Here is a 23712-nt window from a genome sequence, read left to right on the forward strand (position 1 = left end):
TTGTAGGACGGGTGGGTGCCGAGCCCGTTGGTGACGTTGGTGTTGACCACCTTCCACGCCCGCTGGGTGGCGAAGTCGACGTCCTGCTTGCCTTCGACCTCGGTGCGCAGCGCGACGTTGCGCACCACCAGCGAAAGGCCGTACGGGTTGTCCGGTCCCATGGGCTCGGCGTACGACTCGGTCATGTACGCGGTGTTGTCGGTGCCGTCGACGTCGAGATCGAGCCGGGCCACCAGAAAGTGTTGGTGGAAGGGCGCATACGTGCGTTCGTCGACCAGGGTGCCGTTGGGATTCGGCTGTCCGGGGGCCAGCGGTGTGGTGACCATGATGCCGGTGGCCCTGACCTCGCACTCGATGTTGCCGTCCTGGTAGAGCCGCCAGTAGACGAGGTACTCGTAGTTGGCGACGGTGACGTGGAAGGACACCGTCAACCGCCGCATCCGGCGCACCTCGGCGCCCGCGTCGTGGTCGACGTGCTTCCACAACACCGCGTTGTCCTCCTCGTGGATGCACACGGCGTTGGCGATGGTGTACGGCTCGCCCGTGCTGTCGTGCAGGACCGCGTCGAGGTAGCGGATCTCCCCGAGGCAGTCGCAACCGAACTCGAGCGAGGTGGTCATGAAGCCAAGACCCCACTCGCCGATGTCGAAGGCGGTGCGCCGGTAGTGGTCGGCCGACGAGTCGCGGTAGGGCACCACCATCTCGGCGAAGGACATCCGGTGGGCCACCGAGCGCGACCGGTCGCCGTCCTGATAGCGCACGGTGTGCAGGGTCATCCCCTCGCGGTAGTTGAAACCGACCCGCAACGACCAGTTCTGCCACGTCAGCAGATTGCCGTCCAGGGTGAAGGACGGACCGTCGGGCTGGGTGACGTGCAGTGGTTTGAGCGGCTCGCGCCGCGACGCTGCACGGATCCGCTCGGGAATGTGCCGTGGCACGTATTCGCCCATCACCTCAGGGGCTTCGACGCCACCCCCGGAGAACGGACCACCGTCCTCGACGCACAGCACCTCCATCGAGTTGAGGTCGATCACGCAGTGCAGTCCGCTGACGAGGTGCGCGTACGGGTTCGCGCCTGGAGCGTCCTTGAGCCACGTGTCCGACCAGCCCAGCCTGCGGCCGCGGTACTCGGGCGGGGTCATGGCGTCGCCGTAGGTCCAGGTGTCCATGAAGACGTTGTCGATGTCGGTGATGCCGCGCGTGGCCAATGCCGCCACCACCTCCGGGTGGGCCCGCAGCACCCGGTCGCATTCGACGAACTCGTCAACGGTGAAGTTGGGCTGCACGCCGGGGACGTGGTCGAACGACTCGGCACGGTCCGCGCTCAACGAGACCACGCTCTTGAAGGTGGCGTTGGCGGCCCGCTCGAAGCAGACCACCGTCGCCCGGCGGACAGGCACCGTGCCGTCATCGTCGTACGCCCGCAGCTCCGCCTTGCTCGGCTCGAGCATCTCGATCGACGCGAACCGCCAGCCGGAGTCCACGCCGTGCTCGCGTCGCAGAATCCCGGCGACGGCGCTGAATTCGTTGGCCGACAGCGGATCCAGTGGGTGAGTCACCCACCTACGCAACCACATCCGGCGATGCCACGCAGTCGGTTGACGAGATCGCGGCGGTGTCGTCAGTTGGCGGCGAGCGAGAAGCCCTCCCACGCCCGGCGCCGCTCGGCGCGAGGGTCGTACTCCAGGTGCGCGTGCCGGTCGAACACCATGACGGGTCGTTCCTTGTCGGTGTAGGCGGGCCAGCCCTCGCCAGGCAGCCCAGTCCTGCTGAAGGCCCGCCACCGCCGCTGCACGTCGTTGCTCACCCGGCGCGCCGAGCGCCGGTCCGCCGCGGCGGTCAGCAGCGATCCGAACCGGGTCCGGTAGACGTCGAACACGGCGAAGAGTTCGGTGCCGTGGGTGGCGCCCAACCCCGACCAGTGGAACGTCCGCGGCGCGTAGTCGTATCGGTAGACGTAGGTCGGCGCGTGCCTGCCGTGCGCTTCGGCGATCTGCCAGGCCGCCGTCCCGAAGGCGAAGTCACCACCGAGGCGGATACACGCGCTCGGACTCGGATAGCCCGGATACGCCTCGGTGATCCGGATCTTCGACTCGACGTCGGTGTCGGCGAGCAGGGCATCGATCATCGGCTCGGTCGTCGGCAACAACTGCAGGAAGCGGGTGAAGAGCTTGCCCTCATCGGCGTTGGTGCCGACGATGAGCGGCACCCGATGCGCGGTGCCGTCGCGCATGGCCGCAACCGGATCCTGCGGCAGGTATTCGGTGCCGAACGTCGGCCCGACGACGAAGGCTCCGCGCATCTCCTTGATCCCGCGCATCACCTTGTCGAGCGCGTCGACCAACTCCGCGGGCCGCGCGGCCATCACCGCCGCTGCCGCGTCCTGCGGCTTCACCCCGAGAACATCGGCCAGGTCGTCGGCGAAGGCCGCCGCGACCTCCGGCGGTCCTGACATACCGCTGGCCGGGCTCTCCGAAATCGCCTGTGCGAATAGGCCTTTCGCCTCCGGAACCGCCATGAGAGTGGCCACGGCGTGCGCTCCGGCGCTCTCACCGAAGATCGTCACGTTGTCCGGGTCGCCGCCGAAGACGGCCGCGTTGTCGCGAACCCACCGCAACGCCATGACGATGTCCCGCAGAAACAGGTTGTCGTCGATCGGGTTCTCCGGTGTCGACAGCGACGACAGGTCCATGCAGCCCAGCGCACCCAGCCGGTAGTTCACCGACACATACACGCAACCCCGCCGTGCCAACGCCGCCCCGTCGTAGATCGGCGTTGCCGAGCTACCCAGGATGTAGCCGCCGCCGTGGATGAAGACCATCACCGGCAGTGGATCGTCGGAGGGCGTCTCCGGCGCCACCACGTTCAGCGTCAGGCAGTCCTCGCTCGTGGGCTGGTACTTGCCCACCCCCAGCAGGGTGTACTTGCGCTCCTGCGGCGCGCAATAGGTGAACCCGTGGCAGTAGCGGACGCCCGGCCACGGCTGCACCGGCTGGGGCGCGCGGTAGCGCAGCCTGCCCACCGGCGGACGTGCGAACGGGATGGAGCGCCAACGATGCACACCGTCACGGGTGAAACCCTCGATGGTCCCGCTGTCGATGGTGACGCGTTTGGTGCGTTCGTGCATGTCTCAGACGGTAGCGAACAATTCCCGTGCCCGACGCGCCTGACACGGTGTGCCCGGTATGCCCGCTAGCCTGGCCGGCATGCGGATTGCTGTGCTCGTAGCGGCGTCTGCGCTGGTCGCGGGGTGTTCGTCCACGGTGGGTGACAACCAGCCGCCCTCGTCAGCGCTCACCACGCCCTCGTCCTCCACCACGGTCTCGTCGACCTCCAAGGCCCCGGCCACGACGCGCACGTCCGGACCAGGCGCGCCACCCGCGGCCGGCGCGGCGATTGCCGACGTCATCGCATGGATCGAAGCGGGCACGCCCGCCGACCCCACGAACTACCACTCGGCGACGCAGGCCGGCGTGACGACGCCACTGGGCGATTACGTCGCATTCGTCACCACGGGTGACGAGGCCAGCTGCGTGACCAACAAGTACCGGGACGGAGCGCTGGCCTGCCTGGTCAAGCTGACGGATCCGCCGCCCCGCCCGCCCGACTTCCCGACCGCGTGGAAGAACAACTGGGTGGACTTCGATGGCACCAGCGTCGACGTCGGATCGCCACACGGTGATCCCGGAGTGTTCGTCAATGGCACGGGCGAGGAACTGCCCGCGGGCCAGTCCCTGGCGTTCGGTGACTACCGCTGCCGGGCGGACGCGGCCGGCCTGTTCTGCGTCGACTACGCCCGCCAGACGGCGGTCAAGCTGGCCCCAGCCGGTATCGAGGGCTTCGGATGTCTGCAGAAGACCACGCCGCCACCCGACATCGGTCTGCGGCTCAGCTGCTGAGCGCGGATTCGTGCCCCGGATAGGCGTGCACGATCGCATGCGACAACGTCGGAATCGCGTGGGCGAGTTCGTGTTCGGCGTCGTGAGCCAGCCGGTGCGCCTCCGCCAAGGTCAACCGCGGGTCGACGTCCAGCTCCACGTCAGCCTCCAGTCGGTGGCCCACCCAGCGCATCCTGACCTGCCGCACCGCGCGCACGCCAAACCGCTCGGCCAGCACCCGGTGCGCGGTCGCGACCAGTTCGGGGTCGACGCCGTCGAGGAGCCTGCCGAACACGTCGCGTGCGGCAACCACCAGCACTCCGCCGATCGCGCACGCGATCACCAGCCCGACGATGGGATCGGCGAGCGGGAAGCCCAGCGCGACGCCGATGGCGCCCCCGACCACGCCCAGCGACGTCAAACCGTCCGTGCGGGCGTGCATTCCGTCGGCCCGTAGCGCCGCCGATCCGATGCGCTTGCCGACCCTGATGCGATACACCGCAACGACTTCGTTGCCCACGAACCCGATCACACCAGCGGCGGCCACCCACCCGAGATGCGACGGCGGCACCGGGTCGATCAGACGGTGCACCCCTTGGATTGCGGCGATCGCCGCCGAAATGGCGATGACCGCCAGGACGAACAGCCCGGCCAGATCCTCGACGCGGCCGAACCCGTACGTGTATCGCTGGGTGGCGGTTCGCCGGCTCATCGCGAAGGCGATCCACAGCGGAACCGCGGTGAGCGCGTCCGAGAAGTTGTGCACGGTGTCGGCGAAAAGCGCCACGGAACCCGACACCACCAGGACGGCGACCTGAGCGGCGGCGGTGATGCCGAGCACGACGAGGCTGACCTTGACCGCACGGATGCCCGCCGCGCTGTCGGCGAGGGCACCGGCGTCGTGGTGGTGTCCGTGGTGGTGTCCGTGTCCGAATCCGAGGCCCATCAGCCCGCACTCCCGTCGTGCAGGACGCGCAGCTCGCGATCGTCGAGGTGATGGGCGGGCACTCCCCCGGCGACGTGCTCAGCGTTGTGCACGGCGTCGGTGACCAGCTGACGGACGTGGTCGTTCTCCAGCCGGTAGAACATCTGGGTGCCCTCGCGCCGCGTGCGGACCAGGTGCGCCATCCGCAGCTTGGCCAGGTGCTGCGATACCGATGGTGCGGGCTTGCCGACCCGTGCGGCCAGGTCGTTCACCGACATCTCCCGATCTGCCAACGACCAGAGGAGCTGCACGCGGGTGGGGTCGGCGAGCATCCGGAACACCTCGACGACGAGGTCGGCCTGGTCGTCCGCAAGCCGGCGCGTGCACGCCTGCTTATCTGCATTCATACGCAGATAATAGCGCGCGATTACTCCGCCGGCTGGATTCGTGCCCGCACCCGCGCCGGATAGGTCTGCGTCATCCCGACCGCACCCACGAGCACGACGATCGGGATCACCCAGTTGGTCCAGTCCCTGGTCTCCGGAACCTGGGCGGCGGCGTAGCCCAGCACCGCGATCAGCGCGAACACCAGCGCCCACATCAGCGTCAGGACACGGTTGGTCTGGCGGAACGCCGGCTTCTCCCAGTCCTGAAGGGGCGGTGTCACCCTGGCGTACTGCTCGGTGAACGGGGTGAACGCCAGCGATCCCACTGCCATCACCGCCAGCACGCCGCTGGACAGGGTCGTGGAGTAGGTGTCCATCCAGTCCCGGTCGGCAGCGCCGACGATCATGGCCACGGCCGTCACTGCGACGAAGAAGGCGATGGTCACGATCTCCAGGAGTCGAGGGCCACCGAACCCCATCGACACACCGAGGATGATCGCCGAAAGCACCGCACACAGTGCGCCGTACAACCAGGTGCTCGGCCCCTCGGCCACCACCCAGTAGATGATCCACGGCGCGAACCCCACGACGGGGCTGCGTTCGAACCAGTCGTCCACACCAGAAGTTTGGCTGCTTTTACCGCGCGAGACACAAAAGTGCCCAATCTTGTCCTGAAAGGGGCACTTTTATTGGAGCCGCGCTTGCGCGGACTGCTCGCGGGTTAGGCCCGGGTCATTTCAAGCGACGCCCTTCTGCTTGAGGAGCGGGAGCACGCCCTCGGCGAACCAGTAGGCCTCCTCCAGGTGCGGGTAGCCGGACAGGATGAACTCGTCGAATCCCAGCGAGTGGTACTCGTAGATCAGGTTGGCGACCTCTTCGTGGCTGCCGACCAGCGCCGTGCCCGCGCCGCCGCGCACCAGGCCAACGCCCGCCCACAGGTTGGGGTAGATCTCCAGCTTGTCGAGCCGGCCCCCGTGCAGGGCGGTCATCCGACGCTGCCCCTCCGACTCCGACTTGGCGTGCAGCGCAGTCGCGTTCGCCACCTGATCTTCGGTGAGCTCGCCGACCAGTTCTTCTGCGACGGCCCACGCGGCGGCCGACGTGTCGCGGCTGATGGTGTGCAGCCGGATCCCGAACCGGACCTTGCGGCCGCGGGCCTCGGCCAGCGCCCGCACCTGGTCGATCTTTGCCGCGGCGGCCTGCGGGGGCTCACCCCAGGTCAGGTACACGTCGACGTACTCCGCCGCGACGGGCAGCGCGGCGGCCGACGAACCGCCGAAGTAGATCGCGGGCAACGGATCCGGCGGCGCCGACACCCTGGCGTCCTCGACGGTGTAGTAGTCACCCTTGAAGTTCACCGACTCCTCGCGCCACACCGAGTTCACCACGTGTAGGAACTCGGCTGTGCGGGAATAGCGCTCGTCATGGCCGAGCCAGTCACCGAAGCGGCGCTGCTCGACGTCATCGCCACCGCTGACGATGTTGAGCAACACCCGGCCCTCCGAAAACCGTTGCAGCGTCGCGGTCTGCTGCGCCGCCAACGTCGGCGGGACCAGTCCGGGCCGGAATGCGACCAGGAACTTGAGCCGCTCGGTCTCGGCCAGCAGCGCTGCCGCCGTCAACCACGCGTCCTCGCACCAGGTTCCGGTCGGCGTCAGGACCCCTTCGTAACCGAGCCGATCGGCGGCGCGGGCGACCTCGGCGAGGTAGCGGCGGGTCGGTGCACGGTAGTTGTCGGGCACGATGTGATGCGAAGAGGCGTGCGACGCACCGACGATCGAGCGGCTGTCGCCGTTGGTGGGTAGGAACCAAAAGAATTTGGCTGGCATTTTGCTCCTAGTTGGTGCTGATCAGCAGGGGCCGAAGGGCATCGTTGTATCGACGGTCGACCCAGTCGGCGAACTTCGGTGCCGAGGCGATCTGGCCGGATTCGGCGAACAGGTCGGCGAGCTTCTGCTCAGACGAAATTACCTCGTCGTCGAGCTCGGTGGGCAGGCGCAGGCTGCGCGACTGCGACACCTCGGCGACCTTGGGATCCAGACCGACCGCGGCCGCGTAGCTCTTCGCCCATTCCTCCGGGTGTTGCTGGGCCCACCCGGCGGCCTTCTCGAAGCGAATCAGCAGATCGGCGAGTGCGGTGTTGCGCTTCGGGTCGGCCAACGTCTGGTCGGACGCGATGCCGAACCAGTAGCCGTTGGTCACGTCCTTGGCCTGACCGATGCTGCGCACCGGCAGCTGCTCGGCGGCCTGTGCGGTGTAGGGATCCCAGATCGCCCACGCGTCGGCCTCCCGCTGGGTGAACGCCGACAGCGCGTCGGCGGGTTGCAGGAACACCAGCTGCACGTCGGCCGGCGTGAGCCCGGCCTTCTTCAGCTGGGCCAGGATGTGGCCGTGCGCGGAGCTGCCCTTGCCGACCGCGATGCGCTTGCCGCGCAGCTCGGCGATGGACGTGATGGGCGAATCGGCGCGGACCAGGATCTGATCACCGATACCGCCCCCGTTGTAGGCCGAGACGACCTTCACCTTCGCGTTGGACGCCGCGCCGAAGATCGGCGGGGTGTTTCCGGTGATCGCGAAGTCGATCTTGCCCGCGGTCGCCGCCTCCACCTGCGGCGGGCCCGAGGTGAAGGTGGAGAACACCACCTTGTAGGGCAGGTTGTCCAGTGCTCCGGCGGCGCGCAGAAGCGACTCGGTGCCGCCCTTCTGGTCACCGACCTGCAGTGTCACGTCGGACAGTTCGGTCAGCGGCACGGTGGCAGGGGCCTGCTGGGCGCCCGCGTTCTCTTCGCGCGATACGCAGCCGGCCACCAGGCCAACCAACGTCAGCAGTGCCGCGACGCGTACCGCGATGGTCATGCGGGTTCTTGACCCGGAATCAGGCATGGTCGTTCCTTCGGGTTGGGCTTCGAGGTCGTCAGATCTGGACGCCGAGCTTGTCGAGCAGCTCGGCGCGGTAGCGCTCGGTGTTGGCCGACGGGTCCGACGGCGAACGCCGCACGTCGTCGATGACCATGGTGTGCACGACCCGTCCTTCGTCGAGCACCAGCACCCGGTCGGCGAGCGCGACCGCTTCGTCGACGTCGTGGGTAACCAACAGCACCCCGAATCGGTGTTCCCGCCACAGCTCCAATAACAGTGCCCGCATGCTCAATCGGGTCAGCGCATCGAGGGCGCCGAACGGCTCGTCGAGCAGCAACAGAGCAGGATCGGCGACCAGCGCCCTGGCCAGCGAAACCCGTTGCGCCTGTCCGCCGGACAGCGTGAGCGGCCAGGCGCCCGCGCGGTCGGCAAGACCCACATCGGCCAGCGCGCGATCGGCGCGGGCCACGGTTTCCGACCTCGAGAGCCTGCTGCGGGTCAATCCGTAGACGACGTTGGTTCGCACGTCGCGCCACGGGAACAGGCGCGGCTCCTGGAACGCCATCGCGGGCGCGCCTGCGACCACGCGTTCACCGGTGTGGTCGGTCGAAAGACCCGACAACACCCGCAGCACCGTCGATTTGCCCGAGCCGCTGCGGCCGATGAGCGCGACGATCTCGCCCTTGCCGATCTGCACGGAAACGTCCACGAGGACGTGATGCCCGCCGTACCACTTGTCGACGTGGCGCAGTTCGCCTGCGGTGCCGGTCTTTCGTTCGGAAGTGACGGTCAAGAGCGGTACCTCAGGGCTCGGCGTTCCATGGCGCGGACGACGGCGTCGGTGCCGATGCCCAGCAGGGCGTAGACGATCAGGCCGAAGATGATGATGTCGATGCGCAGGAAATCGCGGGCGTTGTTGATCAGGAAGCCTATTCCCTTGTCGGCGTTGATCTGCTCGGCGACGATCAGCGTGAGCCAGGCGATGGCCAACGACTGCCGCAAACCGACCAGCACCTGCGGTGCGGCGCTCGGCACGATGATGGTACGGAACCGCTGCCAGAACGAGAAGCCAAGCACCTGAGCGGTTTCGAAGAGTTTCGGGTCGACCTGGCGGATCGCCGAGAACGTGTTGAGGTACAGCGGGAAACTGACGCCGAGTGCCACCAGCAGCACCTTCGGCAACTCACCGATGCCGAACCACAGGATGAACAACGGGATCAGGCCGAGGTGTGGAAGCGCGCGGACCATCTGCATCGGCGGGTCCACGGTCGCCTCGAACCATCGGGACAGGCCCACCGCGGTGCCCAGCGTGACGCCGATCAGCCCGCCGAGGATCAAGCCTTCGACCACCCGGACCCCCGACACCCGCAGCGCATCGGCGAGTTGACCGTTCTTGATGAGTTCGATCCCGGCTTCGAGGATCAGCGACGGGGCTGGCAGCACGTCCTGCGAGATCAACCCGATCGCGCTACCCAACTGCCAGAGCGCCAGCAGGAGAATCGGAGAAAGAAGCCGGATCACGCCCCACTTGTGCTGCCGCAGACCCACTTTAGCCGTCGGTGAGGCCACCGTGGTCACGGCGGCGGGTTCGACGGGAGTGGTCACGATGCAGCGACCCTAAGCATCGGCGCGAACCGCGGGAAGGGTTCAACTCTGGCTGACGCAAACGGAACAGCCCTGCCGGCGATGGCCGGCAGGGCTGTTGGTGGAGCGGTTCGCTCAGGCGAAGCGCGTGTTGCCCGTCACCAGATCGCCGGTGACGTCGGTGCCGTTGATCTTCGAGGTCAGCTTGTTGTTCGCCAGCTTCACCGACTGGTCAGCCTGCTGCAGGATCCGCTTGTTGCGGACCGTGGCCTGGAACTGCGCGTTGTTGAGCTGCTGCAGTTCGGCCTGCTCGAAGTCGCGGCTGGTGATGCCGCCGTTGAACTGCACACCGGTCACCGAGCCGTCGGGACGCACGATCCAGGAGGCGCGCACGCCGTCGAGGGCCGCGGTGTACATGCCTGCCGGAGCGGACACGGGAGCGGCGGTGAAGTCGTAGCTGACGCCGTTCATCGTCAAGGCGCCCTTGACGTCCGAGCCGGTGAATGACGCGTTCAACGTGTCGCGGAACTTGTTCTTGATGTCGATCGCCCCGGCGGCCTGGTTGCCGAAGAACCACGCCTCGTCGTCGACGCCGTTGCAGGCGTAGGCGGTGATGTCGTTACCGTCGACTGAGATGCCGATCGTCATCTTCTTTCCGTCCTTCTCCATGTCGGCCATGTACCGGGCCGAGGTGGGGAAGGGCGCGGCCGTCGCGGGTGCCGACGACGGCGATGCCTGCGAGGGCGTCGCTTCCGTGGACGAGCCGCTCGAGCAGGCGGTCAGGGTGCCCAACGCGATCATCGCGCTGACACCGATGAGCAGGGTGCGGAACTGTTTTCTCATGTGACCAGCATGAATCGCGTCGCGCGGCGGTGCATGGAGAATGTATGGAGATTGCGTGGAGATCTGAACGAGCCCCGATCAGACCCCGATCAGTCCGCCAGGAAGGACTCGAGCTCGGAACAGAACACCTGCCAGGCCGGCTCGGTCTCGGTCAGCAGGTGGTTGTTGCTCGCCAGTGCCACCAGCCGGGAGTCCGGGATTAGGGCGGCGAGCTCCTCGCCGTAGCGCATCGGAACCCGGTGGTCGTCACGGGAGTGCATGATCAGCGTCGGACACGACACCCGTTGCGCCAGCTCGCGGACGTCGATTCGGGCGAACTCCTCGAGGAAGCGCACCGCGTTGTCCGGGGACGTGGTGCGGCGCTGCAGGTGGTCGAACGCCTCCCAATCCGCGCGGGAGCCGTCGGGCAGGAACTGCGCGGCGAACACCTGCCGGAACGCAGGGTCATCCCGACCCCAGCCGACCCTGGCGAGGTCGAGATCCAATGCGGCCGCACGCCTCTCCGCATCGTCGACGGCCCGCACCGCACGGCCCCTTGCGTAGGACGAACACAGGATGAGCTTGGTGACCTGCTCGGGATGCTTGGCCGCGTAGGCCACTGCCACCGCGCTGCCCTGGGACACCCCGAGAAGTGGAAATCGTTCCAGCCCGAGCGCTTCGACCACCGACTCCAGATCCGTCACCCAGTCGTCGAACGTGAAATCGGCTGCTTCCCAATCGGATAGCCCGCAACCGCGCTCGTCGTACCGGATGAAGGTGTGCCGGGCGGCGAGATCGCGAACCCAGTGTCGCCAGACGGGGCTCTCGATGTCGTAGCCGAGGTGGGTCATCCAGTTCGCGGCCCGGACCAAGGGCGGGCCGTCCCCCGCCACCGCGTACGCCAACCGCACTCCGTCGGCAGCCCGGCAGAACGCGATGTGCTGGCGCGGCGGCGGCGTCGATTCGGGCACAGTGGCCTGAGGCGCCGCATCGACGACGATCGTGCCGACGAACTGATACCCGCGGCCGCGGACCGTCCGGATGAAGCGCTGCGACTCGCCATCGTCGCCAAGCGCGTGCCGAACCGCCTTGATCCGGCTGGTCAATGCCGCCTCGCCGACGAAGCGCCCACCCCACACCGTGTCGAAGAGTTCTTCCTTGGTGACGAACCGGTCGTGGTTGCTGACCAGGTGGGTCATCACGTCGAAAACCTGTGGTTCGACCTTGATCACGTCGCCGCCTCGACGCAGTTCGTAACGGCCGGTGTCCAACACGAAGTCGTCGAAACGCCACACCCGACCGGATGCGGTCGGTTCCGGGGTTGACTCCGCGGACGACAGGGTCACGATGTTCCGATCTCGAGGTTGCCGATCCCGTTCGGTGGTCTTGGTGGTCATCGTAGCTGTGAGGCGTCTGTGCTGGTGCGATCGCGACGCCGATCGCAGCACGCGCCGACACGCCGGCGGTGCAGGCCGGATCAGCGCCAGCCGTCGGCCGCCTTGGCCGCGCTCATCAGGGCGTCGCACAGTTCGCGCAGTTCAGCGGGCTTGGCACCTTCGTCGATGGCCGTCGCGAGGTCCTCGGCGGCACACCGGACCTCGAAGACGCGGTCGGACAGCTGAGACGCTTCATCCGCGGTCAGTACCACTGAGTCGGGTGACAGCGACGTGCCCTTCACCATGGCGCGTTGCTCGTAGGCACGTTGCCGACACGACTGCCTGCAGTACTGCCGACGCCTGCCCACCCCCGCGTCCGAGACCTCGCGGCCGCACCAGCGGCAAGGCTGCGTACGACGGCGTCGTCCGATTACGAGTGTCACGGAACCCGACTCTAAACCGCTGGCAGCACCGATCCCGGTATCATGGGTGTCTGAGTCGGGAACTTCGCGAGATTCGAATGCGTTGATTCCCCGGACCAATCGCATGACGAGGAGATGTTGACGATGGCTGATCGTGTCTTGAGGGGCAGTCGCCTCGGAGCCGTGAGCTACGAGACCGACCGCAACCACGACTTGGCGCCGCGTCAGGTGGCCAGGTACCGCACCGACAACGGCGAGATCTTCGAGGTTCCGTTCGCCGACGACGCCGAGATCCCTGGCACCTGGCCGTGCCGCAACGGCATGGAGGGCGCCCTCATCGACGGCGACGTGCCCGAGCCCAAGAAGGCGAAGCCGCCGCGCACCCATTGGGACATGCTGCTGGAGCGCCGCTCGGTCGAGGAGCTGGATGAGCTGCTCAAGGAGCGGCTCGACATCATCAAGACCCGCCGCCGCGGCTAGCGGACGACGCCGCGGGCGCGATCGAGGCGCCCACGCAGACCCCACTCGGCGACCTTGAAGATCGCCTCACGGATGTTCGACCCGCTCATCTTGGATTGGCCCAGCTCCCGTTCGGTGAACGTGATGGGCACCTCGACGACGACGAATCCGGCGCTGATCGTCCGCCAGGTCAGGTCGATCTGGAAGCAGTAGCCCTTGGAGTCGACAGCGCTGAGGTCGATCTTCTCGAGAACCTCGCGCCGGTAGGCGCGGTAGCCGGCGGTGATGTCGTTGACGTCGACGCCAAGCAGGATTCGCGAGTACCCGTTGGCCGTCTGCGACAGCACCATCCGCCTGCGGGGCCAGTTGCGCACCGTTCCGCCCGGGATGTAGCGCGAGCCGATCGCCAGGTCGGCGCCCGCGTCGACGGCGTCGAGCAGCCGGTACAGCTCTTCGGGGGCGTGCGAACCGTCGGCGTCCATCTCCACCAGAACCGAGTAGCCACGGCCAAGGCCCCAGGCGAATCCGGCCAGGTAGGCGGCCCCGAGGCCGGCCTTGGTGATGCGGTGCATCACGTGGATGCGGTCAGGGTCGGCCAGCGACAGGTCGTTGGCCAGTTCACCGGTGCCGTCGGGGCTGCCGTCGTCGACGACGAGGATGTGGACGTCGGGCCGCGCGCTGTGCACCCTGCCGACGATGAGCGGCAGATTGTCCCGCTCGTTGTAGGTCGGAATGATGACCAGCGTGCGTTGACTCAGGCGGTCGCCACCTGCGGTCATGCGCGATCCCGCTGCGCTTCTCGCTCCACGGTCATGCGCGATCCCGCTGCGCTTCTCGCTCCACGGTCATGTCGCTCCTTCGGCGTCGGTCGCCTTCTTCCGGCGACGCACGAAGCCTCCATTGTGCAGTATTGCCGCGGCCACGGACGCAACACCGATGGCAACGAGTAGTCCTTGGACGATCGGGCCCCCCCTGGTTGCGGGCGTGAGCCCCGACTTGAGCCGGACCTGGGTGTCCAGGTACGCGGGCTCGAAGAAGGCGGTGTGGGCCACCTCGTGGCCGTCCGGCGCGATCACCGCGCTGATGCCGGTGGTGCCCGCCACCACCGTGTAGCGATCGTGTTCGACGGCCCGCAACCGGGCGAACGCGAGTTGCTGGGCGCTCATCGCCTCGGTGAACGTGGCGTTGTTGGCGGGCACCGCGAGCACTTGTGCGCCATTGAGCACGGACTCACGGGGGGCACGGTCGAAGATCACCTCCCAGCACGTGGTGACCCCGATCGGGATGCCCCCGGCATTGACTACTCCATTGCCGGTGCCAGGCACGAAGTAGCCTGCCCGGTCCGCGAACGACGACAGGTGCGCGAAGAAACTGCGCCACGGCAGATACTCGCCGAACGGCTGCACGATCTGCTTGTCGTGCCGCTCGCCCGGACCGCTCTGCCCATCCCACACGATCACCGAGTTGGTCGATACCGGGTTGTCGGGGCTGTAGCCGGGCGCGGCGAGCACGGCGCCGACCAGAATCGGCGCGTGCACCGCGTTGGCCGCCGCCGAGATGACCTCGGCCGCGTCGCGATTCCGGATCGGGTCGATGTCCGACGAGTTCTCCGGCCAGATCACGACAGCGGGCTGCGGCGCCCGGCCTGCACGCACGTCCTCGGCGAGCAGCATCGTCTCGCGAACGTGGTTGTCCAGCACCGCACGCCGCTGGGCGTTGAACTCCAGCCCCAGTCGCGGCACGTTGCCCTGCACCGCGGCGATCGTGACCGCCTGGTCGTCACCGGCGCCCAATCCCGACTGGCGCACGTGCGGCCCGGCCAGCGCCACGATGAGCAGGACGACCACGATGCAGACGCCGGGTATCACCACCGCCGGCGGCGCAGCAGCGCCTGCGCGCGGAACGTGGCGCCACCGCTGCACACCCTCCATCACGATCGCCGCCACGCTGAAACCGACCAGCACCACCGCGAACGACACCAGCGGCGCACCGCCGAAGTGCGCGATGGGCAGCAGCGGGCTGTCGGATTGACTGAATCCGACCACGCCCCAGGGAAATCCACCGAACGGCACTGTCGACTTCAGCCATTCCATCAGCGCCCATAGACCGGCGAAGGCCACCGGCCAGCCGGGGAGCCGCCGCACGGCGATGGCAGCGAGCCCGAACAGGCCGGGAAACAGGGCTTCCATGGTCGACAGCGCCAGCCACGGAAACGGCCCGACCAATCCACTGATCCATGGCAACAACGGGATGTAGAAGGCCAGACCGAAGAGCAGTCCGTAGCCGAACCCACCGGCGGGTCGGGTGGCCGGGTGGGTGAACACCCAGGCCAGCAACGCGAACGCGGCGAACGAGAAGTACCACCAGCTGAACGGCGGAAAGCTGACGCACAGCAGCAGACCCGCCGCGATGGCCGCGGACAGGCGCAGTGCCCGGGGCTCCAGTGCCCGCCGGAGCCGTGCGGCGATTCGTGCCCATCGCGTGGCCGGCGCCGCAGCGTCGGGGGCCTCGTCAGCGTCGGGGGTCTCGTCGGCGTCGGGAGCGCCCTTTCCCTCTTCCTTGGTGTCGGTGGTCTCCTCTACGACGAGGTCCTCCTCGGCGGCGAGGTCCTCGTCGACAGCGAGGTCCTCGTCGGCAGCGAGGTCCTCGTCGACGGCGTCCCGCACCGCGGGAAGGATCTCGGTGGCGTCACCGGGTCGGGACCAGTAGCGCCTGCGCTTCGGGTCAGCCATGGATGGCGACACCCCGGTGCACCGTCTGGCGGCACGTCGGCAGCGGGTCGTCGGCGCCGAGCCGGGGCAGGGCGGGCACCCGCGCCCGCGGGTCGGTGGACCAGCGCTGCACCGTGTCGGCCGGTGCCGCGACCTCGAGACCCTCGCGTCCTCCTTGAACGTCCCACACCGCGTAGGAGGCAAGCGCACCCGGCGCCAGCGTCCCGGTGACGCCGTCGCGCACCCCACCGGCGCGCCACGAGCCGCGGGTGGCGGCCGCGAACGCCGCACGGGCCGAGATCGCGCTACCCGGTGTCTGGTGCCGTATCGCCGCACGCACGGTCGCCCACGGATTCATGCTGGTCACGGGGCTGTCCGAACCGAAGGCAAGTGGCACGCCTTGGGATGCTAACAGGGCGAACGGGTTGAGCAGCCTGGCTCGGTCCGCGCCAAGGCGAAGGGCGTACATGCCGTGCGAACCGCCCCATGCCGCGTCGAAGTTCGGTTGCATGCTGGCCACCACGCCCAGCGCGCCGAGTCGGCCTGCCTGCTCGGCGGTCACCATCTCCAGATGCTCCAGTCGGTGACCGCACCGGGCGACGGCGGGAGCACCGAACCGATCGGCGATGCGGTCAAGTGCATCGACCACCGCCGCGGCCGCGGCGTCGCCGATGACGTGGAACCCGGCCGTGATTCCGGCTTCGGTGCATGCGCTCAGGTGAGTTTGGACGGCCTCGGCGTCCAGGTAGGCGTTGCCGCAGGTGTGCGGCGCGTCGGCGTAGGGATCTTGCAGCCACGCGGTGCGCGATCCGAGTGCGCCGTCGACGAACAGATCACCGGCCAACCCGTGCGCGCCCGTCTCGGCGTGCAGCGCCCGCGCCTCCTCGGCCGTGCGCACGGCCTCACCCCAGTAGCCGACGATCTCAACGCCGTGGTCGAGCGTGCGCAGCGCCTGCCAGTCGCCGATGCCGCCGATCTCGGGTCCGGCGCACTCGTGCACCGCGACGATCCCGGAACGCGCAGCGAGGTCCAGCGCGGCGACGCGGGCGTCGCGCAACTGTGTCGGCGTCAACATCTTCCGCGCCGCGGCCCTGACCAGGTGATGGGCGCCCGCCGTGAGCGGCAGTTGCGCGGCGTAACCGGTCGCGGTCGCCAGGTCGGGCACCAGTTGCCGCAGCCCCGAGGACGCTTGCGCGGAGTGCACGTCGACCCGTGCCAGGTAGGCCGGCCGCCCACCGAGGACGGCGTCCAGCTCCTGGGTGGTCGGCGGAACGCTTCGGGGCCAATCGGTTTCGTCCCAGCCGTGCGCCCAGATGGGGCCGTCGGGGTGGCGGTGCGCGTAGTCGGTGACGAGCCGCAGCAGGTCCTCCAGCGAGGCGGCCGCGCGCAGGTCGAGACCGATCACGGACAGTCCGGTCGCGGTGAGGTGGACGTGGCTGTCGACGAACGCGGGCGCCACGAAGCCGTCGTCCAGATCGACGACGTCGGCGTCGGGAAATTGCAGACGCCCCACGTCGTCACTGCCGAGCCACACCACGGTCTCGTCGCGAACCGCCATCGCCGTCGCATCCGGCATCGCCGGGCTGTGCACCCGGCCGTTGACGAGCAGTGTCGTCAAGCTAGTCGGTGTGCGGTGGCAGGCTGCGCGGGTCGACCGGGGTGACGTCGTCCGTCACGTCGACGACCTCACCATCGATGTAGTCGCCGCGCCCGGGCGGATACCCGCCCGCGGTGGTGACGATCAGCGGCACCCGGAACAGCCCGCGGGCGGCCAGCGCCGTGACGGCCGGACGCGCAAGAGCGCGGGTGGGCGGCAGGAGCAGCAGGACGCCGAGCACCGAGGTGACCAGCCCGGGGACCACCGTCAAGATGGTGCCCAGCGCGACCAGGACGCCGTCGGAAAGGGCGCCGCGGGGTGCGGCCAGCCCCGACTGCAGCCGCTGAATCTGGCGCTTGACCTGCGAACCGGCCAGCGCGAGGCCGAGCGCGAAGGTGCCGATGAGCAGGAGCACGGTCCAGCCGAAGCCGATCGTGGACGCCAGTCCGACCACCACCGCCAGCTCGACGAGGGCGTAGACGAGGAATAGCCGCATAGCCATGTCGTGTCAACGCCTCGGAACCGGCAAGGGTTCCTAAGCCGCCTTCAGCTCGAGGCCGACGCTCTTCTGGTCAAGCTTGCGGAGCTTCACGTAAAGGCCAAACGTCCAGCCCATGAAGCCGTACCGCTTGGTGATGGCCCGCTGCACACGGTCGTACTCGGACTTGTCGAGGACCGTGGCGACGGCGTCAACCGGCTCGCTCTTCGGATTTCCGCGCATGTCGCAGACGGCGACGGTGACGCGTGGCGTGTTGCGGATCCGCTTGATCTTCCACGAATCCTCCTCAGTCGTGACCAACAGGCGGTCGCCGTCGGGCGCGGCCCAGATGGCCGTTGGCTTGGGCCTGCCGTCCTTGGTGAAGGTGGTCAGCAGGATGTACTTGGAATTGGCGACCTCGGCGAAGGTGAGAGCCACGGCTCAGCTCACCGCCTTGAGCTCGATCGACACGTTGTTCTTCATGCCGCCGCGCAGTTTCGAGAACAAGTTGAACGTCTTGCCCACCAGGCCGTACCGCTTGCCGATCGCGTTGTACGTGGCGCCGTTGACCGACTTGTCCAGGATCACGGCGGTCGCCTCGACCGCTTCCCCCTTCACGTTGCCGCGCATGTCGCACTTGGCGATGGTCACGCGCGGCGTGTTGCGGATCCGCTTGACCTTCCAAGACGTTTCCTGAGTGATCACCACCAGGCGGTCACCGTCCGGTGCAGCCCAGATGGCCGTTGGCTTGGGCCTGCCGTCCTTGGTGAAGGTGGTCAGCAGGATGTACTCGGAATTGGCGACCTCGGCGAATGTGACCGTCATGCGACCCAATCTAGCCGCCCCCGGCCGTCAGCCCTCGAGGTCGCCCTCGGCCTCCAGCAGCACCCGGCGCAGGCCGTCGAGGGTGGCCGCGTCCGGCTCCGCCCACATTCCGCGGCCTGCGGCTTCGAGCAATCGCTCCGCCATGCCGTGCAGCGCCCACGGATTGGATTCGGCCATGAACTTGCGGTTCTCGTCGTCCAGCACGTACTCCCCGGCCAGCCGTTCGTACATCCAGTCGGCCATCACGCCCGCGGTGGCGTCGTAGCCGAACAGGTAGTCGACGGTGGCGGCCATCTCGAACGCGCCCTTGTACCCGTGCCTGCGCATCGCCTTCATCCAGCGGGGGTTGACCACGCGAGCCCGGAACACCCTGGTGGTTTCCTCCGACAACGTGCGGGTGCGCACCGCGTCGGGGCGGGTGTTGTCGCCGATGTAGGCGGCGGGTGCCTGCCCGGTCAGCGCACGGACGGTGGCCACCATGCCACCGTGGTACTGGAAGTAGTCGTCGGAGTCGGCGATGTCGTGCTCACGGGTGTCGGTGTTCTTCGCCGCCACCGCAATTCGTCGGTACTGGCGGTTCATGTCGTCGGCGGCCGACACCCCGTCGAGGCCGCGACCGTAGGCGAAGCCGCCCCACGCGGTGTAGACCTCGGCCAGATCGGCGTCGTCGCGCCAGTTCTTGCTGTCGATGAGCTGCAGCAGCCCTGCGCCGTAGGTGCCGGGTCTCGAGCCGAAGATCCTGGTCGTCGCGCGCCGCTGGTCGCCGTGGTCGGCGAGGTCGGCCTTGGCGTGCGCGCGGACGTAGTTGGCGTCGTCGGGTTCGTCGAGTCCGGCGACCAGGCGAACGGCGTCGTCGAGCATCGCCACGACGTGCGGGAACGCGTCACGGAAGAAGCCCGAGATCCGGACGGTGACATCGATGCGGGGCCGGTCCAGTTCGGCCATCGTCATCGCCTCGAGGTCGACGACTCGTCGCGACGCGTCATCCCAGACCGGCCGAACACCAAGCAGCGCAAGGATTTCGGCGATGTCGTCACCGGAGGTGCGCATCGCCGAGGTGCCCCATACCGACAGGCCGACCGACTGCGGCCAGCGCCCGTAGTCGTCGCGATATCGGGCCAGTAGCGAATCCGCCATCGCCGTGCCGGTCTCCCAGGCCAGCCGCGACGGCACGGCCTTGGGATCGACGGAATAGAAGTTCCGGCCGGTGGGCAGCACGTTGACCAGCCCGCGCAGCGGCGATCCGGACGGGCCGGCCGCGATGAATCTTCCGTCAAGGGCACGCATAACCTGGTCGATCTCCGCCGAGGTGCCCGCGAGCCGGGGCACCACCTCGGTCGCCGCGAATCGCAGCACCGTGGCGACGTCCGGATTGGCGGTCAGCGAATCGACCTGCTCGGGATTCCAGCCCGTCTTCTGCAGCGCGGCCACCAGCCCGCGCGCCTGCTCCTCCGCAACGTCGACGGCGCCACGGACGTCGGTGCCGTCCTCGGCCAGCCCCAGAGCCTGACGCAACCCGGGAACCGAACTGTCGCCACCGAATAGCTGTCGGGCACGCAGGATGGCCAACACCAGATCCACCTGCGGCTCCCCCGCGGGCGCCTGCCCGAGGATGTGCAGGCCGTCGCGGATCTGGACGTCCTTGATCTCGCACAGCCAGCCGTCGACGTGGAGAATCATCTCGTCGAACGAGTCCTCGTCCGGCCGCTCGGTCAGCCCCAGGTCGTGATCCATCTTGGCCGCCCGCATCAGCGTCCAGATCTGCTGACGGATGGCGGGCAACTTGCCGGGGTCGAGGGTGGCGATGTTGGCGTGTTCGTCGAGGAGTTGCTCCAATCGCGCGATGTCGCCATAGGTTTCGGCGCGTGCCATCGGCGGGATGAGATGGTCGATCAAGGTGGCGTGCGCCCGGCGTTTGGCCTGGGTGCCCTCGCCGGGGTCGTTGACCAGGAACGGGTAGATCAGCGGCAGATCACCGAGCGCGGCGTCGGTGCCACAGGTCGCCGACATGCCCAGTGTCTTGCCCGGCAGCCACTCGAGGTTGCCGTGCTTGCCGAGGTGCACCACCGCGTCGGCGCCGAAGCCGCCGTCGGCCACCGACATGTTTAGCCAGCGGTAAGCGGCAAGATAGTGGTGGCTGGGCGGCAGGTCGGGATCGTGATAGATGGCGACCGGGTTCGCCCCGAATCCGCGCGGCGGCTGCACCATCAGTACGGCGTTGCCTGCCTGCATGGCGGCGATGACGATGTGGCCGTCGAGATCGGCGCTGCGGTCGACGAAGAGGTCACCGGGTGGCGGCCCCCAGTGTTCGACGACCTGGTCGGTCAGCGCCGCAGGCAAGGTGGCGAACCACTCGCGATACACCTTGGCGGGCAACCGGATCGGGTTCCCGGCCAGCTGTCCCTCGGTGAGCCAGTCCGGGTCCTGGCCGCCACGTTCGATCAACGCGTGAATCAGGGCGTCCCCGTCCTGAGCCTCGACGCCGGGCACGTCGCCGATCAGGTAACCGGCGTCGCGCATCGCCTGCAGCAGCGCAACGGCGCTGGCCGGGGTGTCCAAACCGACGGCGTTGCCGATGCGGGCGTGCTTGGTGGGATACGCCGAGAACACCACCGCCACCCGCTTGTCGTGGACGGGGATCGTTCGGAGCCTGGCGTGCCGCACGGCCAGTCCGGCCACCCGAGCACACCGTTCGGGATCGGCGACGTAGGAGATCAGTCCCTCGTCGTCGATCTCCTTGAACGAGAACGGAACCGTGATGATCCGGCCGTCGAATTCCGGAACTGCGACCTGCGTCGCAACGTCCAGCGGACTGAGGCCGTCATCGTTGCCGTCCCACTGAGCGCGAGAAGTGGTCAGGCACAGCCCCTGCAGGATCGGGACGTCGAGTGCCGCCAGGTGCGCGACATTCCAGCTGTCGTCGTCACCGCCGGCTCCGACGGTGGCGGGAATGGCTCCCCCGGCGGCCAACACCGTCACCACCATCGCGTCGGCGGTGGTGAGCGTGTCGAGCAGTTCGGCGGCCGGGGTGCGCAACGACGCACAGTACACCGGCAGCGCGCGACCGCCCGCCGATTCGATGGCCTGGCATAGCGATTCGATGTAGGCGGTGTTGCCTGCCAGGTGTTGGGCGCGGTAGAAGAGCACCGCGATGGTCGGGCCGTCGACATCGGAGCGGCCTGCCCCCGGACGCTCCATCAGCCCCCACGTCGGCGTGCTGACCGGCGGCTCGAACCCGATGCCGGTCATCAGCACCGTGTCGCACAGAAAGGCATGGAGCTGCCGGAGATTGTCGACGCCGCCCTGGGCCAGGTAGATGTGCGTCTGCAACGCGATGCCCGCGGGCACGCTGGAGCGGTCCATGAGGTCGGCGTCGGGGGCCTGTTCACCGCTGACGACGACCGCGGGCACGCCGCTGGCGAGAACCTTGTCGATGCCGTCGTCCCAGGCCCGGAAACCACCGAGAATGCGCACCACGACCACGTCGACACCGGACAGCAGCTCGATCAGCTCGTCGGGCAGCAGCCGGGACGGGTTGGCCCACCGGTAGCCGGCGCCGCTGGTGCGGGCCGTGATCAGGTCGGTGTCAGACGTCGACAGCAGTAGAACGGTGGGCGACGAAGCTGACTCCGAGCGAGGTGGGGGCGTCACCCACCATTCGTACCGCACCGACGCCGCGGGTTGTGACGTCGGCGACCGGTCAGTCAGCGGTCAGAGTTGCCCCAGCGGCCGTACCACGACTGGGGGTACGGCAGACCGGCGGCGACGATGAGCAGCACCACTACGGCAATGAATGCGACGAGTGCGAACATTTCAATCCTCCTGGCCCCCCAAGTGCCTCCATCCACGGTGATGGGGCAAAGGAAGTTCACGAGAAACGTACGACCGATGGGCCCGAACAAGGCGCTTTAGTGTGCGATGGAACACACCTGCCAAGGACGTGACGCAGCTCACATTCGCGACGGAGCTTGGCGATTTCGAATCGCGGCCAGCGAAATACTGGCCGCGGCGTGGGGAATCTGCGGAAATCGACGCGTGGCCAACTTCCCCAACATCGTGAAACTCGGCGCGAACATCGGCGCCCGGATCGACGGCGTACAGCTCGGCGGCGACCTCCCCGAGGCGACCGTCAACGTGATCAACGACGCCCTCTTGACGCACAAGGTGATCTTCTTCCGCGACCAGGACCATCTCGACGACGACGGACAGCTCGCGTTCGCCAGACGCCTCGGGACGCCGACCACCGCACACCCGACGGTGACCTCGCGGGGCGAGCGGGTGCTGCCGATCGATTCCCAGTACGACAAGGCCAACAGCTGGCACACCGACGTGACGTTCGTCGACCGGATCCCGAAAGCCTCTCTGCTGCGCGCGGTCACGCTGCCCGAGTACGGCGGCACCACGACGTGGGCGTCGACCGAGGCGGCCTACGACCAGTTGCCCGCTCCCCTGCGCGCGCTGACCGAGAATCTGTGGGCGGTGCACACCAATCAGTACGACTACGCCGAGAGCTACTACGCCGGTAAGGCCGAGACCCTGACCGATGCGGAGCGGGAGTACCGCGACGAGTTCGTCTCGGAGTACTACGAGACGGAGCATCCGGTGGTGCGCGTGCACCCGGAGACGGGCAGGCGGGTGCTGCTGCTCGGCCACTTCATCAAGCAGTTCGTGGGGCTGGGCAGCACCGAGTCGGCGGCACTGTTCCAGCTGTTGCAGAACCGGGTCACCAAGTTGGAGAACACCGTTCGTTGGTCTTGGCTGCCAGGCGACCTGGCCATCTGGGACAACCGGGCCACCCAGCACTACGCAGTGGCCGACTACGACGACCAGTACCGTCGACTGAGTCGCATCACGCTGGCAGGCGACGTCCCCGTCGACGTGCACGGCACGCCAAGCCGCGTGATCGCTGGCGACGCGTCGCACTACTCGGACGTGGTGGTACCGCTGGCGGGTTGAGCTCCCCACCAACGGAGCACCGTCCGTCCCGTATCTACAGCCGGTACATCTCCCGCGACATGGCTGCGTCGTCCATGAAGTCGTAGCGCCGCGGCGGATAGACCCGCGGGGTGCGCCGCTCATCGTTGGAACCGCTGGCGGCCTCAGCGGTGGTGAAGAGCCGCCCGATCGCCGTCCACCACCGGGTGCCGGTGGTGCGCGGTGTCGGCGACACCGCGGCGGTCGCGAACATCACGTCCTGCTCGGTGATCAGAACCGGCGCGGACCCCTCGACCACCGCGCCGGTTCCGCTCACGTCCTTGGTCGGCGCATGCGGCGCCAGCCCCACTTCAGTCATTGCCTTCTCCTTGCCCCTGTTACCGCCGGATCTTCCGTCCGGCCTGATAGGGAGAATGTATTTTGACGGCGGCGCATAATCGCGAGTAGTCCACTAC

General features: G+C 68.0%; 23 protein-coding genes. 3 read left to right on the forward strand and 20 right to left on the reverse strand.

Features of this window, described 5'->3' with window-relative positions; translation table 11 throughout:
• Window positions 1–1577: primary-amine oxidase (locus tag QOC69_RS25495; RefSeq protein WP_526444879.1), on the reverse strand; the 1577-nt coding region annotated here is incomplete at its 3' end.
• Window positions 1578–1621: 44 nt separating this feature from the next.
• Entirely contained in the window at window positions 1622–3127 is a 1506-nt protein-coding gene (locus QOC69_RS25500; RefSeq protein WP_526444881.1) for a carboxylesterase/lipase family protein, read from the reverse strand.
• A 79-nt stretch (window positions 3128–3206) separates the two neighbouring features.
• Here QOC69_RS25500 and QOC69_RS25505 point away from each other — a divergent pair, with 79 nt between their 5' ends.
• Window positions 3207–3899: a hypothetical protein gene (locus QOC69_RS25505; protein ID WP_526444883.1), complete on the forward strand. Its 693-nt coding sequence runs from the start codon at window positions 3207–3209 to the stop codon at window positions 3897–3899.
• Here QOC69_RS25505 and QOC69_RS25510 read toward each other — a convergent pair.
• The 10 genes from QOC69_RS25510 to QOC69_RS25555 all read right to left on the reverse strand — a co-directional run bounded on the left by QOC69_RS25510 (window position 3889) and on the right by QOC69_RS25555 (window position 12261).
• A complete protein-coding gene (locus tag QOC69_RS25510) occupies window positions 3889–4824 on the reverse strand; it encodes a cation diffusion facilitator family transporter (RefSeq protein ID WP_526444885.1) in 936 nt (311 codons plus the stop codon). The two genes, QOC69_RS25505 and QOC69_RS25510, sit on opposite strands and share 11 nt — an antisense overlap.
• The gene (locus QOC69_RS25515) at window positions 4824–5210 is read right to left on the reverse strand and encodes an ArsR/SmtB family transcription factor (RefSeq protein WP_526444888.1); all 387 of its coding nucleotides are present in this window, start codon (window positions 5208–5210) and stop codon (window positions 4824–4826) included. The genes QOC69_RS25510 and QOC69_RS25515 overlap by 1 nt, the downstream gene beginning before the upstream one ends.
• Window positions 5211–5230: 20 nt before the next feature.
• Window positions 5231–5806 (reverse strand): hypothetical protein, encoded by a 576-nt coding sequence (locus tag QOC69_RS25520; protein WP_526444890.1) that lies wholly within the window; start codon window positions 5804–5806, stop codon window positions 5231–5233.
• A 120-nt stretch (window positions 5807–5926) separates the two neighbouring features.
• Window positions 5927–7018, reverse strand: a complete 1092-nt coding sequence (locus tag QOC69_RS25525) for an LLM class flavin-dependent oxidoreductase (RefSeq protein ID WP_526444892.1) — start codon at window positions 7016–7018, stop codon at window positions 5927–5929.
• A 7-nt stretch (window positions 7019–7025) separates the two neighbouring features.
• The gene (locus tag QOC69_RS25530) at window positions 7026–8045 is read right to left on the reverse strand and encodes an ABC transporter substrate-binding protein (RefSeq protein ID WP_526444934.1); all 1020 of its coding nucleotides are present in this window, start codon (window positions 8043–8045) and stop codon (window positions 7026–7028) included.
• A 58-nt stretch (window positions 8046–8103) separates the two neighbouring features.
• Window positions 8104–8841: an ABC transporter ATP-binding protein gene (locus tag QOC69_RS25535; RefSeq protein WP_526444894.1), complete on the reverse strand. Its 738-nt coding sequence runs from the start codon at window positions 8839–8841 to the stop codon at window positions 8104–8106.
• On the reverse strand, window positions 8838–9626 hold the full coding sequence (locus QOC69_RS25540) for an ABC transporter permease (RefSeq protein ID WP_526444936.1): 789 nt from the start codon (window positions 9624–9626) through the stop codon (window positions 8838–8840). Before QOC69_RS25540 ends, QOC69_RS25535 begins: the two co-directional genes overlap by 4 nt.
• Window positions 9627–9767: 141 nt before the next feature.
• A complete protein-coding gene (locus QOC69_RS25545; protein ID WP_526444896.1) occupies window positions 9768–10475 on the reverse strand; it encodes a hypothetical protein in 708 nt (235 codons plus the stop codon).
• Window positions 10476–10564: 89 nt separating this feature from the next.
• Window positions 10565–11851: an alpha/beta hydrolase gene (locus tag QOC69_RS25550; RefSeq protein ID WP_526444898.1), complete on the reverse strand. Its 1287-nt coding sequence runs from the start codon at window positions 11849–11851 to the stop codon at window positions 10565–10567.
• Between the two features lie 80 nt (window positions 11852–11931).
• Complete coding sequence (locus tag QOC69_RS25555) at window positions 11932–12261, reverse strand: hypothetical protein (RefSeq protein WP_526444938.1); 330 nt, start codon at window positions 12259–12261, stop codon at window positions 11932–11934.
• A gap of 135 nt (window positions 12262–12396) precedes the next feature.
• Here QOC69_RS25555 and QOC69_RS25560 point away from each other — a divergent pair, with 135 nt between their 5' ends.
• Window positions 12397–12732, forward strand: a complete 336-nt coding sequence (locus tag QOC69_RS25560) for an RNA polymerase-binding protein RbpA (protein ID WP_029117540.1) — start codon at window positions 12397–12399, stop codon at window positions 12730–12732.
• Here QOC69_RS25560 and QOC69_RS25565 read toward each other — a convergent pair.
• The 7 genes from QOC69_RS25565 to cobN form a co-directional block, all read right to left on the reverse strand.
• On the reverse strand, window positions 12729–13490 hold the full coding sequence (locus QOC69_RS25565) for a polyprenol monophosphomannose synthase (protein ID WP_526444901.1): 762 nt from the start codon (window positions 13488–13490) through the stop codon (window positions 12729–12731). The two genes, QOC69_RS25560 and QOC69_RS25565, sit on opposite strands and share 4 nt — an antisense overlap.
• Window positions 13491–13556: 66 nt before the next feature.
• Window positions 13557–15443, reverse strand: coding sequence for an apolipoprotein N-acyltransferase (gene lnt, locus QOC69_RS25570; RefSeq protein ID WP_526444903.1), 1887 nt, complete (start codon window positions 15441–15443; stop codon window positions 13557–13559).
• The gene (locus tag QOC69_RS25575; protein ID WP_526444905.1) at window positions 15436–17040 is read right to left on the reverse strand and encodes an amidohydrolase; all 1605 of its coding nucleotides are present in this window, start codon (window positions 17038–17040) and stop codon (window positions 15436–15438) included. The genes lnt and QOC69_RS25575 overlap by 8 nt, the downstream gene beginning before the upstream one ends.
• Window position 17041: 1 nt before the next feature.
• Window positions 17042–17521: an FxsA family protein gene (locus tag QOC69_RS25580; protein ID WP_526444907.1), complete on the reverse strand. Its 480-nt coding sequence runs from the start codon at window positions 17519–17521 to the stop codon at window positions 17042–17044.
• A 33-nt stretch (window positions 17522–17554) separates the two neighbouring features.
• Entirely contained in the window at window positions 17555–17935 is a 381-nt protein-coding gene (locus QOC69_RS25585) for a PPOX class F420-dependent oxidoreductase (protein WP_526444909.1), read from the reverse strand.
• 3 nt (window positions 17936–17938) lie between these two features.
• The gene (locus QOC69_RS25590) at window positions 17939–18322 is read right to left on the reverse strand and encodes a PPOX class F420-dependent oxidoreductase (protein WP_526444911.1); all 384 of its coding nucleotides are present in this window, start codon (window positions 18320–18322) and stop codon (window positions 17939–17941) included.
• 27 nt (window positions 18323–18349) lie between these two features.
• Entirely contained in the window at window positions 18350–21973 is a 3624-nt protein-coding gene (gene cobN, locus QOC69_RS25595) for a cobaltochelatase subunit CobN (RefSeq protein ID WP_526444913.1), read from the reverse strand.
• A 384-nt stretch (window positions 21974–22357) separates the two neighbouring features.
• Between cobN and QOC69_RS25600 the strand changes: the two genes are divergently transcribed.
• The gene (locus QOC69_RS25600) at window positions 22358–23278 is read left to right on the forward strand and encodes a TauD/TfdA dioxygenase family protein (RefSeq protein ID WP_526444915.1); all 921 of its coding nucleotides are present in this window, start codon (window positions 22358–22360) and stop codon (window positions 23276–23278) included.
• A gap of 34 nt (window positions 23279–23312) precedes the next feature.
• Here the strand turns inward: QOC69_RS25600 and QOC69_RS25605 are convergent, their stop codons facing one another.
• Window positions 23313–23615, reverse strand: coding sequence for a hypothetical protein (locus QOC69_RS25605; RefSeq protein ID WP_526444917.1), 303 nt, complete (start codon window positions 23613–23615; stop codon window positions 23313–23315).
• Between the last annotated feature and the right edge of the window lie 97 nt (window positions 23616–23712).

It is taken from the genome of Mycobacterium sp. (genome assembly GCF_032162105.1).
GTDB lineage: Bacteria > Actinomycetota > Actinomycetes > Mycobacteriales > Mycobacteriaceae > Mycobacterium.

Excerpts from the sequence above, each read along its gene's own strand:
- lnt (WP_526444903.1), bottom strand. The coding sequence starts at position 15,443 with ATGGCTGACCCGAAGCGCAGGCGCTACTGGTCCCGACCCGGTGACGCC.
- QOC69_RS25545 (WP_526444896.1), bottom strand. The coding sequence starts at position 10,475 with ATGAGAAAACAGTTCCGCACCCTGCTCATCGGTGTCAGCGCGATGATC.
- QOC69_RS25505 (WP_526444883.1), top strand. The coding sequence starts at position 3,207 with ATGCGGATTGCTGTGCTCGTAGCGGCGTCTGCGCTGGTCGCGGGGTGT.
- QOC69_RS25550 (WP_526444898.1), bottom strand. The coding sequence starts at position 11,851 with ATGACCACCAAGACCACCGAACGGGATCGGCAACCTCGAGATCGGAAC.
- QOC69_RS25515 (WP_526444888.1), bottom strand. The coding sequence starts at position 5,210 with ATGAATGCAGATAAGCAGGCGTGCACGCGCCGGCTTGCGGACGACCAG.
- QOC69_RS25500 (WP_526444881.1), bottom strand. The coding sequence starts at position 3,127 with ATGCACGAACGCACCAAACGCGTCACCATCGACAGCGGGACCATCGAG.
- QOC69_RS25605 (WP_526444917.1), bottom strand. The coding sequence starts at position 23,615 with ATGACTGAAGTGGGGCTGGCGCCGCATGCGCCGACCAAGGACGTGAGC.
- QOC69_RS25525 (WP_526444892.1), bottom strand. The coding sequence starts at position 7,018 with ATGCCAGCCAAATTCTTTTGGTTCCTACCCACCAACGGCGACAGCCGC.
- QOC69_RS25565 (WP_526444901.1), bottom strand. The coding sequence starts at position 13,490 with ATGACCGCAGGTGGCGACCGCCTGAGTCAACGCACGCTGGTCATCATT.
- QOC69_RS25590 (WP_526444911.1), bottom strand. The coding sequence starts at position 18,322 with ATGACGGTCACATTCGCCGAGGTCGCCAATTCCGAGTACATCCTGCTG.
- QOC69_RS25580 (WP_526444907.1), bottom strand. The coding sequence starts at position 17,521 with ATGGCTATGCGGCTATTCCTCGTCTACGCCCTCGTCGAGCTGGCGGTG.
- QOC69_RS25530 (WP_526444934.1), bottom strand. The coding sequence starts at position 8,045 with ATGACCATCGCGGTACGCGTCGCGGCACTGCTGACGTTGGTTGGCCTG.
- QOC69_RS25510 (WP_526444885.1), bottom strand. The coding sequence starts at position 4,824 with ATGGGCCTCGGATTCGGACACGGACACCACCACGGACACCACCACGAC.
- QOC69_RS25560 (WP_029117540.1), top strand. The coding sequence starts at position 12,397 with ATGGCTGATCGTGTCTTGAGGGGCAGTCGCCTCGGAGCCGTGAGCTAC.